The sequence below is a fragment of the Virgibacillus sp. AGTR genome (assembly GCF_016919725.2).
GTDB classification, from domain to species: Bacteria; Bacillota; Bacilli; order Bacillales; family Amphibacillaceae; genus Virgibacillus; species Virgibacillus salarius.
Genome location: NZ_JAJERH010000011.1, coordinates 54,114 through 71,287, shown reverse-complemented (window position 1 = coordinate 71,287; position 17,174 = coordinate 54,114). Strand labels below are relative to the sequence as shown.

At 36.0% G+C, this 17,174-nt stretch carries 14 protein-coding genes and 2 pseudogenes; 11 read left to right on the top strand and 5 right to left on the bottom strand.

What is annotated here, in order from left to right:
• Nucleotides 1–71: 71 nt before the first annotated feature.
• Nucleotides 72–219: pseudogene (locus JUJ52_RS07070) on the bottom strand (IS256 family transposase); the annotation flags it as partial.
• A gap of 184 nt (nt 220–403) precedes the next feature.
• On the bottom strand, nt 404–1,366 hold the full coding sequence (locus tag JUJ52_RS07065; RefSeq protein ID WP_205388572.1) for a helix-turn-helix transcriptional regulator: 963 nt from the start codon (nt 1,364–1,366) through the stop codon (nt 404–406).
• 106 nt (nt 1,367–1,472) lie between these two features.
• Between JUJ52_RS07065 and JUJ52_RS07060 the strand changes: the two genes are divergently transcribed.
• The 10 genes from JUJ52_RS07060 (at nt 1,473) to JUJ52_RS07015 (ending at nt 12,260) form a co-directional block, all read left to right on the top strand.
• Nucleotides 1,473–1,952 carry a GyrI-like domain-containing protein gene (locus JUJ52_RS07060; RefSeq protein ID WP_026682497.1) on the top strand — a complete coding sequence of 160 codons (480 nt, stop codon included), beginning with the start codon at nt 1,473–1,475 and terminating at the stop codon, nt 1,950–1,952.
• Between the two features lie 895 nt (nt 1,953–2,847).
• A complete protein-coding gene (locus JUJ52_RS07055; RefSeq protein ID WP_226983657.1) occupies nt 2,848–3,318 on the top strand; it encodes a PTS sugar transporter subunit IIA in 471 nt (156 codons plus the stop codon).
• A 27-nt stretch (nt 3,319–3,345) separates the two neighbouring features.
• The gene (locus tag JUJ52_RS07050) at nt 3,346–4,698 is read left to right on the top strand and encodes a PTS galactitol transporter subunit IIC (RefSeq protein WP_200862580.1); all 1,353 of its coding nucleotides are present in this window, start codon (nt 3,346–3,348) and stop codon (nt 4,696–4,698) included.
• A gap of 1 nt (nt 4,699) precedes the next feature.
• A complete protein-coding gene (locus tag JUJ52_RS07045; protein ID WP_205388571.1) occupies nt 4,700–5,344 on the top strand; it encodes an L-ribulose-5-phosphate 4-epimerase in 645 nt (214 codons plus the stop codon).
• Nucleotides 5,345–5,370: 26 nt separating this feature from the next.
• Nucleotides 5,371–5,655, top strand: coding sequence for a PTS sugar transporter subunit IIB (locus tag JUJ52_RS07040; protein WP_026682501.1), 285 nt, complete (start codon nt 5,371–5,373; stop codon nt 5,653–5,655).
• 626 nt (nt 5,656–6,281) lie between these two features.
• Nucleotides 6,282–7,277, top strand: a complete 996-nt coding sequence (locus JUJ52_RS07035; RefSeq protein WP_051388427.1) for a thiamine pyrophosphate-dependent dehydrogenase E1 component subunit alpha — start codon at nt 6,282–6,284, stop codon at nt 7,275–7,277.
• Nucleotides 7,278–7,290: 13 nt separating this feature from the next.
• Complete coding sequence (locus JUJ52_RS07030) at nt 7,291–8,274, top strand: alpha-ketoacid dehydrogenase subunit beta (RefSeq protein WP_026682503.1); 984 nt, start codon at nt 7,291–7,293, stop codon at nt 8,272–8,274.
• Between the two features lie 11 nt (nt 8,275–8,285).
• Nucleotides 8,286–9,653 (top strand): 2-oxo acid dehydrogenase subunit E2, encoded by a 1,368-nt coding sequence (locus JUJ52_RS07025; RefSeq protein WP_205388570.1) that lies wholly within the window; start codon nt 8,286–8,288, stop codon nt 9,651–9,653.
• Between the two features lie 11 nt (nt 9,654–9,664).
• Nucleotides 9,665–11,041, top strand: coding sequence for a dihydrolipoyl dehydrogenase (gene lpdA, locus JUJ52_RS07020; RefSeq protein WP_034679494.1), 1,377 nt, complete (start codon nt 9,665–9,667; stop codon nt 11,039–11,041).
• A 484-nt stretch (nt 11,042–11,525) separates the two neighbouring features.
• Complete coding sequence (locus tag JUJ52_RS07015; RefSeq protein WP_205388569.1) at nt 11,526–12,260, top strand: class I SAM-dependent methyltransferase; 735 nt, start codon at nt 11,526–11,528, stop codon at nt 12,258–12,260.
• A 348-nt stretch (nt 12,261–12,608) separates the two neighbouring features.
• Here the strand turns inward: JUJ52_RS07015 and JUJ52_RS07010 are convergent.
• The 3 genes and pseudogenes from JUJ52_RS07010 to JUJ52_RS07000 form a co-directional block, all read right to left on the bottom strand.
• Nucleotides 12,609–13,872, bottom strand: a pseudogene (locus tag JUJ52_RS07010) (MFS transporter).
• A gap of 332 nt (nt 13,873–14,204) precedes the next feature.
• Nucleotides 14,205–14,876 (bottom strand): ArsR/SmtB family transcription factor, encoded by a 672-nt coding sequence (locus JUJ52_RS07005; protein ID WP_121605158.1) that lies wholly within the window; start codon nt 14,874–14,876, stop codon nt 14,205–14,207.
• 591 nt (nt 14,877–15,467) lie between these two features.
• Entirely contained in the window at nt 15,468–15,851 is a 384-nt protein-coding gene (locus tag JUJ52_RS07000) for a four-helix bundle copper-binding protein (protein ID WP_026682507.1), read from the bottom strand.
• Nucleotides 15,852–16,654: 803 nt separating this feature from the next.
• On the opposite strand from JUJ52_RS07000, the gene JUJ52_RS06995 reads away from it, so the two are divergent.
• A complete protein-coding gene (locus JUJ52_RS06995) occupies nt 16,655–16,870 on the top strand; it encodes a hypothetical protein (protein ID WP_034679495.1) in 216 nt (71 codons plus the stop codon).
• Nucleotides 16,871–17,174: the final 304 nt, after the last annotated feature.

Below are 17,174 nucleotides of genomic sequence, written 5' to 3'. Positions count from 1 at the left end.
ACAGTCATTGCACTGATTTTATACTTTCTTAACTTTTAAAAAAGCCCCTCATAAGAGGAGCTTTTAGTGAGGTCTATTTTGCCTTTTAATATCGTCTCAAACATAGACCAAATATGTCTTTGAATGCATTTGCAAATCTTTTATCGTTTCAGGTTGATACTGTTCAATAATCTTGTTAGCTAATTCTACGGAGTTAAGATCACTTTTAGATTTCCCCATTTAAAACGCTCTTTTAGCTTTATAGTTAGTATTCTACCAAATAAAAAGCTGTGTAAGTAAGAAAACGTATGCATTTCTTACTTACACAGTTAATATTACACTCCCTTATCTTTAGGGGCTCTGAAATAGAAGATAACGTGGAACTAGATAAACTCAAAATTACTGAGCTTTTAACTGGCCACGCTTATTGGCAGTATAAGCATAATCTCTCTTGTAAACTTTCTAAGACTTCTTCTGGAACTTCCTTGAATTTAATATCCTCACCTAGGAAAAGAAGCCAATTTGTTATATCGTTCAATTCTTCGGGCATATTAATATCGATAAAAGTCTTCAGAACGGCTGTGGCTTGGTAGGGATTCGTATAGGAAATTGAAAACTTTAAAGGATGGTATTTTTTGAACTGGACAATTGCCTTTGGACCAAATTCGATGACAAGGTTGATTGCTTCTTCCTGCTTACTTAGTATTTCTAAAACCTTTTTCTTATTTACTCTTTTTTTTGTGGGGTATGGTTTTACATTGGTGAGGTGATCGACAGGAAAAACCCTCCTCCTTTCTTCTTTTAAGTCAAATCCCTCAATTTGCCATAAGCTTTTTTCACGATAAAGATGCAAGAGATAAATTGGATATGACTTTATTACCCTCCCTTCTTTGATGGTAATCAATAAATGGCTATCCAAAAGAAGGAGTTGTATGAGTTTTTCTAACATAGGATGAGGGAGGTCTGACAGATCAAGTAAATCAGGATTATTGGGATTGGTACCTTCGAAAAGCAAGATTTGATTTAATAAAACTAGGGTTTCTTGTTGGTTTTCTGGGATGAGGCCTAGCAATTTTTCAGCTAAAGACTGTCGACTTTTTAAATAGGGAAGTTGTTGATTTCTTGAGGCCATAAAGGCAATAAAAAGTGCTTTTACTTCATTATCGGTAAAGTGAATAGAAGGTAGAACAGAGTTGTTAATGATAGAATAACCTCCAGCTCTTCCAACCTCTGCTTCAAGTGGCATCCCCATAGCTTCAATTTCTCTGATATCCCTAATAGCAGTTGAACGAGAGATGTTAAATTCCCGCATAATTTCAGAAATTGTAAAGTAGGAGCGGTTGTTAATATACCGCATGATGGTATTAATCCGTTCAACTTTTTTCATTGTGACCTCCTAAACAGTATCATTTTTTGACATGATTCAATGTTATTATAAACTCAGCAAGTAAAAAAACAAATCTTTTGTTTAATTAAAAAGGAGGAATTTTGAAATGGCAAATTATACTTTAGAAGAAAAGGACAGTTTTACTGTTTTAGGTATTGGAACAGAGCTTAAGAGTGATTACACAGACTATGCTGGTATTACTAAGGAAAAGGCAGATTTTTGGCAAGCTGTCAATCAAGATGGAAGGCTTGATAAACTAAAAACTGTTGCAACAAATGACTACATTTTTGTTGTAAACGAAGCAGTGAATAATAAGATGATGCATTATGCTGGTGTCATGACGGAGGAATCCTTACCAGAAGCAACTAGACTTATTCAATTTCCTAAAGGGGAATATATCGTTGTTAAAGGGGAAGCGAATACAGATGAAGAGTTGAGTAACAAGCTTACTGGTATTGCCTTTGGTGAAGTCCTGATGGAAGTAACGGATGTATCCTATGTTGGTGGTCCAAATGCAGCAGTTGTGATGGGACAGCAAGACGGCTTAGTATATGGTGAAATGTGGATCCCTGTTGTTAGAAAATAAAGAGATAAAAGGCGGGATGGAAATCTCTCTACTTACTAAAAGGATGATTTAAAATAGACATCATAAAACAGATTACTAATGGTCTCCGTTGCCAATAAGTGATCTGTTTTGTACTTTTGATAATTTTAAATGATCATTATATCTTTTATCTAAAGTTGAAAAATGTATGGAACTAAAGTTTGAAAATAAAAAATTAAAATAAAAAATTAAAATAAAACCCTGATTCTTCTACTTGGCGTAGATAAATCAGGGTTTTATTTTCCAAAAAGTGTCTTAACGTTAGTTTTTGTCAAAAAGCTGGTAGTACCTATTGCTTAACGTTGTAAATCCGCATCTTCCTGACGCTATCCCTACATGAAGGAAAATTGGCGACGCTGGCAAATGAACGCATTATGTGAATGAGATAACTCAAACAGTAAAGTTCCTATGTTATTTTTTGTTGATTTTAGAATAACAAAAAACACGTTTTTCATTATGAGGTGTGCCTCACCTAGCCATTTCCAATGAATATTTCTAAAGTGTAGATACTCTCCAAAACATATTAATAGACGTAATCAAAAATGACGTGACCCTTGTACCGGTGTCGCATCTCCCTTAGTGATCCCTTGAAAAGTTTAAGCTATTATTGATTCCCTTTTAAGCACAACAGCCGAAAACCTTGGTTATCAACCAATTCCTCAGGTAAAACTAGACCGAAACCATAAGTTTCTTTAATTTTTAAAGAGTTTATTTGTTTGTAAATCGTCTAGCAAACCTAATGAAAATTGTATTGACAATTGAAAGAGGAAGGGGTATCATTTTTACAAATGTAACTATTTGTAACAAATGTAATTTTCGTTACCTCTATTATGAAAGGGTTTACAATTAATTAGGAAAAGGAGGCAGTAAATTGGAAATGAATAACGTAATTAGTGAAGACCTGGTTTTCTTTCTAGACGTGAATCATACCGATGAGTTATTTGAAGGGATGTTTACGGTGTTGCATCAGAAAGATTTCGTCAAAAGCAGCTTCTTAACTGCAATAAAACAAAGAGAGGTTGAATACCCGACAGGTCTAGCTACGGAAACCATAGGTGTAGCATTACCACATACTGATGCTGAACATGTCAAAAAGGAAGCAATTGGTATTGGTATACTGAAAAATCCAATCACTTTTCGACAGATGGGAATGGCTGATGCAAATGTACAAGTCAACGTAGTATTTATGCTTGCACTACAAAAACCTGAGAATCAACTAGAAGTATTACAGAAAATAACAGGTCTTATTCAACATAATAGTTTTTCAGAAATGTTAATGAATTGTTCTACGAAGAAACAAGTAATTACTACGATAGAACGTTTTACAAAAGAAGTACATGTTAATTAATCTCTTTTTAGAATAAGGAGGAATATTATGGATTACTTGCAATGGTTTGTGGATCTTGGAGCTAGCGTTATGCTACCAATCATTATCTTTGTTTTTGCGTTGGTTCTAGGCTCTAAGCCAGGAAAAGCATTTCGCTCTGGATTAACAGTAGGTATCGGTTTTATTGGTTTAAACCTAGTAATTGGACTATTAACGGATAGTTTAGGACCAGCTGCACAGTCCATGGTTGACAACTTTGGCTTCCAACTAAATACCATTGATGTTGGTTGGCCTGCTGCTGCTGCTATTTCATATGGTACTGCTTTAGGTAGTTTAGCAATCCCACTTGGTATTGCAGCAAATGTGATACTACTTGGTATTGGTTTAACAAGAACGTTAAATGTTGATGTTTGGGATTACTGGCATTGTGCATTCACTGGATCTTTAGTTTATGCACTTACGGGAGATTTTGGATTAGGTATCTTTACGATTATCGTTCACATTCTATTGATCTTTTTCTTAGGAGATATACTTGCAAAATATATTGAGAAATTTTATGGTTTTAAAAATATTACTTTCCCTCATGGGGCATCTGCACCGTCATTTTTAGTTGCATTACCTTTTAACTGGTTATTTGATAGAATTCCGGGATTTAATAAATTAGAAGCAAATCCAGAATCTATCCAAAAAAGAATGGGAATCTTCGGAGATTCAACTGTAATGGGTGTTTTAATCGGTATAGTTATCGGTATTTTAGCAGGTTACAATGTTTCGGAAGTATTACAGCTATCTGTACAAACCGGAGCTGTCATGATGTTAATGCCAAGAATGGTTGCATTACTAATGGAGGGATTATCACCAGTGTCTGAGGCTGCGGGGAACTTTGTTAAAAAACGTTTCCCAGGAAGAGACTTATATATCGGTATGGATAGTGCGTTATCTGTAGGTCATCCTGCTGTATTATCTGCATCATTGATCATTGTTCCAGTTACACTGTTCTTAGCAGTATTTTTACCAGGTAACACCGTATTGCCATTTGGTGACTTGGCAACAATTCCTTTCTTAATCTGTTTAATGGTTCCTATTTTTAAAGGGAACATCGTTCGTACAGTAATTGCTGGTTCTGTTTATATTGCTGTTGGTTTATATATTGCTACTTGGGTAGCACCGCTATTTACAAATTCAGCAGTTGCTGCCAACTTTGATATGGGAGGAAACACAAGTATCTCTGCACTTGTAGATGGTGCCGTTTGGACAACATTTGTTTTCGTCTGGTTACCTAAAGTATTTAGCTGGTATGGTATTGGTGCATTAGGCTTAGTTATTCTTTTAGGATTAATCTATGTGAATAAAATCAAACCGAAGCAAAAACTAAAATCCTCTAATGAAGGAGTGGCATAGTGTGTACTCTGAATTACGTGAAGAAATTTGTCAGGCAAACAAAAAGCTTAAGGATAATGGCTTAGTACGATGGACGAGCGGGAATGTTAGTTATCGTATTCCTGGTATTAATCGAGTAATTATAAAACCTAGTGGTGTAGATTTTGATGACTTGACTGCTGCAAGGATGGTTATAGTCAACTTAGCTGGAGAGGTAATTGAAGGGGATCTTAAACCATCCGTAGATACAGAAAGCCATTTATATGTTTATAAACATATGGAAAATATCCATAGTGTAATTCATACGCATTCTCCTTTTGCAACAAGCTTTGCTATAAGAGGAAGAGACCTTCCTAGTTATACAACAACTGCTGCTAACATTTTTAAACATCGTGTTCCATGTTCTGGGTTTGCTTCTATAGGAGGTGAAGAGATTGGTAGAGAAATTGTTCAAAACATCGGAGAATCACCAGCAATATTATTGAAGAACCATGGGGTTTTTACTATTGGTGAGTCTATTGACAAAGCATTAAAGGCTGCGGTTATATTAGAAGAGACTGCTGAATATGCTTTTTATGCATTATTACAAGAACCGAATATCGATCCTCTATCAAGTGAAATCATAGAGCAATGTAATGATTTTTATCTAACATCTTATGGACAATAATAAAAGATAAACTGGAGGTATTCATGATGAAAAAACTTTTAATTATGTGTGGTACCGGTATTGCAACGTCAACTGTCGTAACTGGAAAGGTGAAAGAATGGCTTAAAGACAATAATCTAGATGATAAAGTTTCTCTACATCAGTCTAAAATAAGCGATGAACTAGGAAGAATTGATGATTATGATGTAATAATTTCCACTACACTTGTACCAGAAAACGTTAAAGAAAAAGTTATAGATGGAGTACCATTATTAACGGGAATGGGTATCGACGAAATGTATGATAAAGTCCTTCAGAAATTAAATAGTTAAGATAATAATAAACTTTCGTTAATCCTTAACGGAAGTTTATTTCGTGTTAAGCAAGTATTGTCTTGTATTTACTAGTAGTTTAGCTAAATCGTAGTTAGTAGTAGATAGAGAATGTACCGTAATTTTTGTTTATAAATCTGGAGAAAGATATCACTTAACAGCAAGGAGGGATCCGCTACAGTGTAGCCTATGGAATAGGCTTTATTTTAATTTAGGAAATGAAGAAAATTATAAATTTTAACCATGTGAATAAATATGGGCGTGTTGAGCCACGTTCAATTCCAGCGCCTAAACTAGACGACTTCACGCATCTTTCTAAGATAAGTCATTATTGGCTCGTAAGCACATCGTGATTCCTTTATCTCTATTGACTCGCTCCAGTCGCTACATTTCTAATCGAGCGATTGTGGCTTTGTTCCATCATTGTTTGTGGGGAAGTATACCAACCACCATTTCAAAATTTGTTCTTTTTATATTAATAGAAACAAAGCAGATAAACCTAAGCTTTCACTACTAATAATTAAAAAATTAATGATATCGCATTAAAACCCTTGACGCAAGCAGTTAAACATACTATGATTATTACAAATGTAACCATAAAGAACATTTGTAAAAAATAGGGGTGAATGAAATTGAAATTGACAGAAGAGAAGTTATTAGCTCCAAAGATTAGTAACGAAAAGTTAGTAGGTTTGTATAAACAAATGTGGCTCATTCGTTATTTTGACGAAAAAGTAGATGAGTTTTTTGCCAAAGGCATGATTCATGGTACCACCCATTTAGCTGTGGGACAGGAGGCAAGTGCATCCGGAGTCTGTGCATTATTAGATATTGATGATAAAATCACGAGCACACACAGAGGACACGGGCATTGTATTGCTAAAGGTGCAACAGCTGACAAAATGATGGCAGAGTTGTTTGGTCGTACAACTGGTTATTGTAAAGGTAAAGGTGGATCCATGCACATCGCGGATGTTGACATGGGGAACTTAGGAGCAAACGGAATTGTTGCAGGTGGTATTCCTTTGGCTGTAGGTTCTGCTTTAACTGCTAAAATGAAGAATCTGAATTATGTAACCGTTTGCTTTTTTGGTGATGGAGCCACGAACGAAGGAAGCTTCCATGAAGCAGTAAATCTAGCTTCTATCTGGGATTTACCCGTTATTTTTGTTTGTGAAAATAATCAATATGGAATGTCAGGGTCTGTTAAAGAAATGATCAATGTGGACGACATTGCAACACGAGCAAAGGCTTATGGCATTCCTGGTGTTGTTGCTGATGGAAATGACATTATAGAAATAATGAATGTTACAGATGATGCGATCAAACGTGCTCGTCGTGGTGATGGTCCAACTCTTATCGAAGCCAAAACATATCGCTGGAAAGGTCATTCGAAGAGTGATGCGAAGAAATATCGTACACGTGAAGAGGAAAAAGAATGGCGTGCGAAAGATCCAATCAAACGATACAAGCAAGTTTTAATTGATGCTGGTTTATTTACGGAAGAAACAGCAGAAGAACTTCGTTTAGCTGCGAAGAAAGAAATAGAAGATGCAGTTAAGTTTTCAGAAGAAAGTCCGATGCCAACTTTAGATGACTTGTTAACAGACGTTTATGCATAGGAGGGAAAATCAAATGAGAGAGATAACTTATTTAGAGGCAGTACGTGAAGCAATGAGTCTAGAAATGCGTAAAAATAAGGATGTATTTATTTTAGGGGAGGATATCGGTGTTTATGGTGGAGCGTTCGGTGTTACACGCGGCATGATAGAGGAATTTGGCCCAGAGCGTGTTCGTAACACTCCAATTAGCGAAGCAGGTATCGCTGGTGCTGCAGTAGGTTCAGCACTAACTGGTATGCGACCAATTCTTGAATTACAATTCTCAGATTTTATTACGATAGCATTAGATCAAATTGTTAACCAAGCGGCGAAAATTCGTTATATGTATGGTGGAAAAGGAAAGGTCCCAATGGTAGTGAGGACTCCAAGTGGCTCTGGAACAGGTGCTGCTGCACAGCATTCTCAAAGCTTAGAAGCATGGGTAACGCATATTCCAGGGCTTAAAGTGGTTCAACCTTCTACTGCCTATGATGCAAAAGGATTACTGAAGGCCGCAATGGATGATGACAATCCTGTTATTTTTTATGAACATAAATTATTATACAAAACTTCTTCAGATGTGCCTGAAGAAGCATATAGTCTGCCATTAGGTAAAGCGGATGTTAAACGAGAAGGTTCTGATGTCACTATTGTCGCAACAGCAATCATGGTACACCGTGCACTAGAAGCAGCAGCAGAACTTGAAAAAGAAGGAATCAGTATAGAGGTGATTGACCCTTGTACTTTAGTACCGTTAGATGAAGAAACCATTATTAAATCGGTAGTGAAAACAGGACGTGTGGTTGTGGTTCACGAAGCGGTTAAACGAGGTGGATACGGTGGTGAAATCGCTAGTATGATTGCAGAAAGTGAAGCGTTCGATTATCTTGATGCTCCGATTAAACGTCTGGGTGGAGCACCGTCTCCTGTGCCATATCATCCAGATCTTGAAAAAGCACATGCTCCACAAGTATCGAATATTATTCAAGCTGCAAAAGAAACTTTAAACAAGGTTTAAGGGGGGGTATCATGGCGAAAGAGGTTTTTATGCCAAAATTAAGTAGTACGATGGCAGTTGGTACCGTACTTCAATGGTTCAAAGAAGAAGGGGATTCGGTTGAAGTCGGTGAACCACTTTTTGAAATCATGACAGACAAGATTAATATAGAAGTTGAATCCTATGAAGAAGGAATTTTGTTGAAGCGATACTACGATGTAGATGATGAAGCTCCAGTTAATGCGGTTGTTGGATATATAGGTGAAGCTGGAGAAGAAGTTTCTGATACACCTCCGGAAGTTGTCGGTAGGGAGTCAGGAGAAGATGAAACGATGGATTCTTCGCCAACTAGGAATGATGCTGATTCAAATTCAGGTGTAACTGCTAAGGAAGAAATTGAAGAAGTGGTGGATAATGATAGGAGAGTGCGTGCGACACCTGCAGCTCGTCGCATAGCTCATGAAAATAATGTAGTGTTAAGCATGGTTTCAGGATCTGGTCCTAAAGGAAGAGTACATGAATTAGACGTTATGACATATGTGAATGGAAATAAAATATTTGTAACACCACTTGCAGAGAAAATTGCTAAGGGAAATGGTGTGAATCTCCGTCAGGTTACTGGAACGGGCCCACGTGGCAAGATTGAAAAAGCGGATGTCCTAGCGTTTGTTGAGTCTCAAGAAGCACGATCTAGCTCAAATACTCATGCCACAGGTGAGCGTGTAAAACTAAAAGGCTTACGTAAAGCGGTTGCGGATAAGATGATGGATAGTGTTCGTACGATTCCGCATGTAACCCTTACAAGTGACGTTGACATGACAAAAGCTATGGAATTGCGTAAGGCATTATTACCAATAATCGAACGTCAAACTGGATATCGTCTCTCGTATACAGAAATTATCATGAAGACGGTTGCGTATGTTCTTGAAAATCATCCTAAAGTAAATGCTTCAGTAGTTGGTGACGAAATCGTGATGAACAATGAAGTGAACATTGGTTTAGCAGTTGCTGTAAAGAATGGATTGATTGTTCCTTCTGTGAAACAAGCTAACCAAAAAGGATTAGCTGAGCTTACAGAAACAAGTAAGACGTTAGGAGCTAAAGCTAGAGATAACAGGTTAACTCCTGATGAAATGAGAGGAAGTACCTTCACGATTAGTAATCTAGGAATGTATGCAGTTGATGGATTCACCCCCATCATCAACCCACCAGAAACAGCGATTTTAGGAGTTGGTAGAATTGTAGAGAAGCCTGTAGTAGCTAATGGTTCAGTTGTGATTCTTCCAATGATGGTTCTAAGTCTATCATTTGATCATCGGGCAATTGATGGTGCTCCGGCTGCGGCATTCTTAACGGAGCTAAAGGAATCTTTAGAAGATCCATATAGCCTATTGGTTTAGGAGGAAACGACATGAAAAAATTTGACTTGGTTATTGTCGGTGGTGGTCCTGGTGGTTATGTTGCTGCTATTCGTGCAGCTAACGCAGGTCTTTCTGTTGCTCTTATTGAGGGAAGAGACCTTGGTGGTACGTGCCTAAACCGTGGATGTATCCCATCAAAGACATTCTTAAAACATGCAGAAGCATTCAATCAAATTAAAAACGCTAGTTGCTACGGTATTACCGTTAATGATTTTTCTTTCTCCATGGAAGAGATGGTGAGCCGTAAGAATAAAGTTGTAAAACAATTATGCAGTGGAATTAAAGGACTACTGAGTCAGAATAAGATTACCTTTTATCAAGGTTTTGGTACGGTACGCGATGATAAAACTATTTCGGTAGATATAGGTAAAGGTACGGAGAGTCTCCAAGCAAGCAATGTTATTTTGGCAACTGGTTCTCAACCATTTGTTCCTGAAATACCAAGATTAGATAAAATAAACTATTATACGAGCGATACTATTTTTGATATTGAAGAAGTTCCTTCCCATATGGTTATTGTTGGTGGAGGAGTAATCGGCCTAGAGCTAGCTTGTGTGTTTAATAGTTTAGGCACAAAGGTTGATCTGGTAGAAATGGCCGATAGAATAATACCTACTGAAGACCCCGATGCTTCCGCATTCTTGACAAAACAGGTGGTTGCAAAGGGAATAACAATCCATACGAATACTAAAATCACAGGTTTTAAAGACGTTCATCCTACTGTGGTTGAAATGGAGAAAAACGGAGAAAAGGTTGGGCTTGAAACGAATAGTGTACTCCTATCAGTTGGCCGTGTACCGAATGTAATCGGTTTAGATGAATTGTCCGTTGAATTTGATGGCCGATTTGTTAAAGTCGATAAAAACTTAAGAACTTCTGTTAGTGGAATATATGCAGTTGGTGACTTAATTGGCGGATATCAGTTAGCTCACGCAGCTAGTCAAGAAGGAATATATGCTGTTAATCATATTCTGGGAATTACACATAAAAAAGACTTACCGATGCCTCGATGTATTTATACATTTCCTGAAGTTGCTAGCGTAGGGATGACCGAACTAGAAGCAAAGAAGGCTGGATATAAGGTTAAAACTCAGAAAGTTGATTTAGCTGCAAATGGAAAAGCGATTGCTGCAGGAGAAAACAGTGGATTTATGAAGATTATTGCTGATGAGAAGTATGGTGAAATTCTTGGGGTAGTTATGGTTGGAGCACATGTAACCGAAATGATTAGCCAAGCTACATCGTTCATACATTTAGAAGGAACTGTGGAAGAAATGGAGTCCATGATCCACCCACATCCAACTGTATCTGAAGCACTATTCGAAAGTGCAGCAGCTTGGTTAGGGAAAGGAATACATTATAGTTGATTGAACATAACCCAGGCAGAAATTTGCTTGGGTTAGTTTTTCTATGTGCGCCGTCCTAATAGGGTGAAGTTTCGCTGATAATGGTATTCCACTCTTAGTTCCTTCAGAATAAAAGTGATAATCCTGGTATAATCAGGAATTCTCTTAAACGTTTTAACTGGAATTTTTCTTAATCTAATTATTGTACCTTTAATACATCTCCTTGTAAGACTATGATGTAGATTACATAAATTTTTTATAAACTTTTCTATAAATCAGCTCACTAACATAATTAATTAACACTATAAGTAGAAGGTATACAAATTATTAATGCTGATGATGTAACTTAGGTATAAAAACTACGATTTGACTTTTGATTTGAAATATTAAACTGGTATAATCTACATAAAAATAAGGAAGTAGGTGATATTAATGATTGTACACAAAAGAGAAGTACTCCATGTAATTTCCAAAAACAGCTAAAAATTACATGGAGGTATGAACAATGAAAGAGAGCGACTACGATAATGAAAACATTTTTGAAAAATACAGCCAAATGGATCGGAGCAAAAGAGGGCTAGAGGGAGCGGGTGAGTGGCAAACCTTAAAGAAATTACTTCCTGATTTTCAAGGAAAGAAAGTCTTAGATTTAGGATGTGGTTATGGTTGGCATTGCATCTATGCTTTAGAACAAGGAGCAAGTTCTGTAGTAGGGGTAGATTTGTCTGAAAAAATGTTGGAGGTTGCTAAAAAACAAACAACATCCAAAAAAGTAGAGTATATCCATTCAGACATTGAAGATATATCTTTTGCGGAAAATACCTTCGACATTGTTCTAAGTTCGCTAACTTTACATTATATTGAATCTTTTTCTGATATAGCTAAAAATGTTCATCGTTACTTAAAAGGTGATGGGGTTTTTGTTTATTCAGTGGAACATCCTATTTTTACTTCTGATGGGAATCAAGACTGGATTTATAGTGAAGATGGTTCCATTGCTCATTTTCCAGTAGATAACTATTTTTATGAAGGCAAGCGAGCGACGAATTTTTTAGGAGAAAATGTAACTAAATACCATAAAACATTAACCACGTATGTAGATGGTTTACTGAAGACTGGATTTCATATTAATCGAATAGTAGAGCCTATGCCTCCTGAAAACATGATAAATGTTCCAGGAATGAAAGACGAACTTCGTAGACCTATGATGTTGATTGTCTCCGCAACAAATGAAAAATAAGATTACTCACACTAACATTAAAGCTCATACTTATTATGGGTTCGCATATTTTGATAATGAACAAAAGCGCAAACTCCCGATTAGAAACGTAGCGACTGGAGCGAGTCAACGGAGATAAAGGAATCACGGTGAGCTTGCGAGCTGATGATGACTTATAGTAGGTGATTCATGAAGTCACATCGTTTCTAGGCGGTAGAGCTGGACGTGGCTCAACACGCCCATATTTATCCATATGGGCTAATTTTATAATTTCCGAGACTATTAGAAAGTAGTTAATGTCTATCATTATTAGTTAGGATGGTTAGACACTAACTACTCCTCACCTAAATTTCTAAACAAATAGGAAGGTTATTCTTTATTTTCACGAGATAAGATCACAATTGGTGAGTATTAAGGAGAAAATCCCTCCAGCAAACGATAACGTTTCATAACTTGAACCAGCAACAACCATCCCTGACAAGGCTCCACCGGAAGCTCCAGCTAAAGCAATAAAAACATCCACTGTGCCTTGAGTCTTGGCACGAGTTGAAGCTTCTGTTGAATCAACAATCAGAGCTGTTCCACTAATTAATCCGAAATTCCATCCTAATCCAAGTAAAGAAAGAGCAACAATTAGAAGAAATACAGAATTACCTGGTGCTACCCCTGCTATAACACCCGAAAGGAGTAATGTAACTCCAGCAGAAATCGCCATGGCAGGACGACCAATCTTATCAACAAGAATTCCCGTAAAGAGGGAAGGAAGGTACATAGCTCCGATATGAAAGCCAATCACAAGTCCGATGGCACTTAAATTGTGGTCATGATTTCCCATATGAACGGGAGTCATTGTCATAATTGCAAGCATTACAATTTGACTTAGTACCATAATGGTAGCACCAACTGTAATTCCTTTTTTATTTATTTTTTTCTTCTCAATAGGTTCCGAATTTTGCTTATTCGTATTTATTTGTAACGCTATAATAAATGGATCAGGACGTAAAAAAGCGAAAAGCACAAGACCTGCCAATATAAATGAGACTGCGGATAAGATAAACGGGCCAGCTAATTCTGGAATACCAAGAAAAACAGCAACATCCCCCATAATATCAACTAAATTCGGTCCCGCAACTGCACCAAATGTGGTGGCAACCATCGCTATACTTACAGCAGTGGCGCGCTGCTTGTTAGTTGCTAAGTCTGTCCCAGCATAGCGGGCTTGTAAATTAGTTGCAGTACCTGCCCCATATACGAGTAGAGAAATGAATAATAAAAATACACTATTTATGATGGCTGCAATTACAACACCTAATGCTCCAAGTCCGCCCGTTATAAAGCCTGACGCAAGCCCCATACGTCTTCCAAAACGATTTGAAAGTCTTCCTACTATTAATGCAGCTCCTGCCGATCCTAACGTAAATAAAGCAGCTGGTAACCCTGCAAATGAGTTGGTACCAAGCATTTGTTCTGCAAGTAACGCCCCAACTGTTATTCCAGCAGCTAATCCTGCTCCACCAAACATTTGAGAGATAACTACAATGATTAATGTGCGTTTATATAATTTTTTTTGGTTCTCTGGATTATCTAAACAACCTTGTGCCAATTCATTTAGTTTAGTAGACAAATGAAACACCTTCTTTCCAATTTTTATCTCATAAAAAGTCACAACCTTATCAGCCCATTCTACAAGCTCTACACAATCATTCATCGTAGAGATTGGGCAAGAAGTTGTTTCATCTAAAAATCTTAATTTCAAACATGTTCAACAAGCCAATAATTCGCCATCTAACTCTTCAAATTTATTCATTTGCTCTTTTACATTAAATTTCCCATGTTCCATGCTTTCACAATCAACGGCTTCACCCATTAAAAAGAACGTTATGATCTTTTGTTATTCAGTATTGGCAAACCTAAAAGCATTCCAGAATTTTTTTGATTCTTTTGTTTCTAAAATGATTCCTAATTTCATTTTAATTCCCCAGTTGATTTGTCTTGGAATTGATGCCAATCTTGAACGCTGTTTTCTAAACGATGGGCATTTATACCGTTATTCTTTAAAATTTCTACTGCTTCGACCGACATCAGGCAGTACTGCCCCCTACAATAAGCAACAACATCATAATTGGTTGGTAAAGAAGAGAGTTTTTCCCTTAATTCTTCAATTGGTATCGAAATAGCACCTGGAATATGAGCTTTTTCATATTCTTCTTTTGGTCGAACATCTAATAATACTACTTCACCTTTTTCCAGTCGCTCTTTAAGTTCTGAAAGAGTAATCCCATCCATACCAAGATGAGCATTTAAAAATTCTTCTTTTATTTGTTGTACCTGTACAAACTGTTTTTCTGACAAATTATGAAGAGAAGTTAAAAAGTTCGAAATGGCTACATCTGCTAATTCGTAGATTACGTAGTTCCCCTTTTTCTGAAACGTTACCAACCTGGAATTAGTAAGAGTTTGTAAATGTTGAGATACATTTGCCACAGACATAGTAGTTGCTTTTGATAATGCTTCCACCGACTTAGGACCTTGAGATAGTATGTCAAGAATTTCTAAGCGCTTTGGGCTCGAAAGACTTTTACCTATTCTTGCAAATTCTTGATACAATAAATTTTTTAGATTTCTTTCATTTAACAATTTAAATCACCTTCTTATCTATTCAACTATTTAATTGAATAATTGAATTATAATCGCCATGATTATTCTTTTCAACAATTATGCTCCGTTAGTTAAGAATTGGATTTAATTATTTTGGTGTCCAAGCGTCTTATGTATTAATTATGATAAAGTGAAACTTAAATCAGTTGGGAGTTTTGTTTATCCACCACGGATTGTTATTACCACAAGGGTATGACCTAAAGGCCTTTGAACCAATCGGACATTTATCCAAGATCTATTCGTCAACAGGTTAGGGTGTTAAAGTGTAGAAAGTGTTATTTACATCAAAAGGATTATCACACGTATGAAACACTGACTAAAACTATTATGCTTATATCCAATGTTATCACGAAAAAATATCAACAAAAACGACTAAATGGAAAAAGCCCTATGGAATATAGGGCAATGGCCGCCTAGACAACCTTTATTATTTACACTGACTGACTTGACAGGGTGGATTTCAATATAACTTTGTATACTCAGAGTCTAGTTCAGAGTTTCCTTATCTAAACTTCCCTTAACCCTTAACTCTCCCTCTTCAGGAGATATCTGATTAGAATATGTGCAAAACTACATGTTTATTGCAAAATTACGGCACTCTTGAGCACAATGTAAGCAAGTTTTACCACAATATTGTGATTGCTGATCAGGGTGTTGTAAGCAATGATTTCCACAAACCTCACAAATCTGTGCGCATAACGATGCAATAGATTTTGCAAAATAACTGTTACGTGCAATACTCTTAGCAGTTAACGTACAGATATCAGCGCAGTCCCTCAGTAGTCTTAATTGTTCATTTCTATGGCTAGAACTATCCATTTGTAGAATTGTATATATGGTAGATTCACAAACAGCTTCACAATGTTGGATTGTTTTAATAATTTTATGATAAGGCAAATGACTCTGATCCGTTTGATAGGACAAATGATTCTGATTAAACATTGTATCGTACATATAAATTCCTCCAGAGTTTTTTTAATTTCATAACAGTTTTATGATATGTATGGATATCTACCTATGTTTAAGACATAAGCCTACTTTTTAAAATTAGTACTAACCTAATTGGTCTTTTCAGTTGGTTCACAAAACTTCAAACATAGTTGCATAAATATCGATTCCACAAAATTCATAGTTATCTACTTTTGCTAAAAAACATAAATAAATGAATAAAAGTTCTCACATTATTAATTATAAAAGAAGACAAGATATATAGGAGATGATTACCATAAAAATAAAAAAGAAAAGCATTGTAATTCTAATAAGTGTTCCTTCAAAGTGGATTTAACAGTATTTGCTTATAATGGCTTATTTGACTCCAAAAAGCCAATGAGTATTGAAAAAGTCTATGAGGCTAAAGGGATATACTAAGAATGTTGAGGGGAAAATAAAGGAATTTGAGGAGCATTTTGCTAACGAAGTTTAGATATAACCGCCGTATACAGAAAAATATGTGGAGAACTGATTAAAAAGAAGGTAGAATTATATGAATATGTTATTGATAATTCAGTTGTTAATTAATAATATAAGAATTCATTTATACTCGTTGGGGTAATATGAGAACGTTTTATATTAATTGCAATTCTGGAATTACTATTCAATTAAAGAAAAACGAAATAATTTATGTAAGGGGGATGAAAAATTACCGCAAGCCAAAATGATAAAACCTCTTTTTAAAATTTTTTCCTTCCTCTTTTTTGTTGATAATATCCACTAATCGGCTTACTATAAAAATAGAAGGTGGGAGGGGATCTAGAATAATGAAACTTCATATAATTGCTTCAGTTATAGCTGTTTTAATAATAATTTTTATACTAACTCAAAAAAATATAAAAAAGAAATTAGATTTAACCGTAATTGTTATTGCTGCTATGCTTATTTTTATTGTAGAAAATCAATGGATTTGGATATCGGTTTTCGTACTTACATTAGTTTATTTTGGAATAAAATATGCAAAAAGTACGGGTGATTCTTGATGGATTGAGCTATCCAGCCTAAACCACATACTATCTCAACTAGGCTTCTATTAGTACCTTTTTTTCTAGTACATTATTAAAGTAACTATAGTGTGAGGTGTTTTCCATGCAAGCTGTCTTAGTCTCTTATTTCTTCAGTTTTTTTGCCTGTTTTCACACCTCTGAATAATTAAGTTTATTTATATAATTACTTTAACTCCATAATTCTATATAGGAAGTCATAAGTCCTGTTATTTCACTGACTCAATTTTCACTCCTGCTTGATGAGTAACGTAGTAAATATCAAGCAGGAGAATCAAAATTA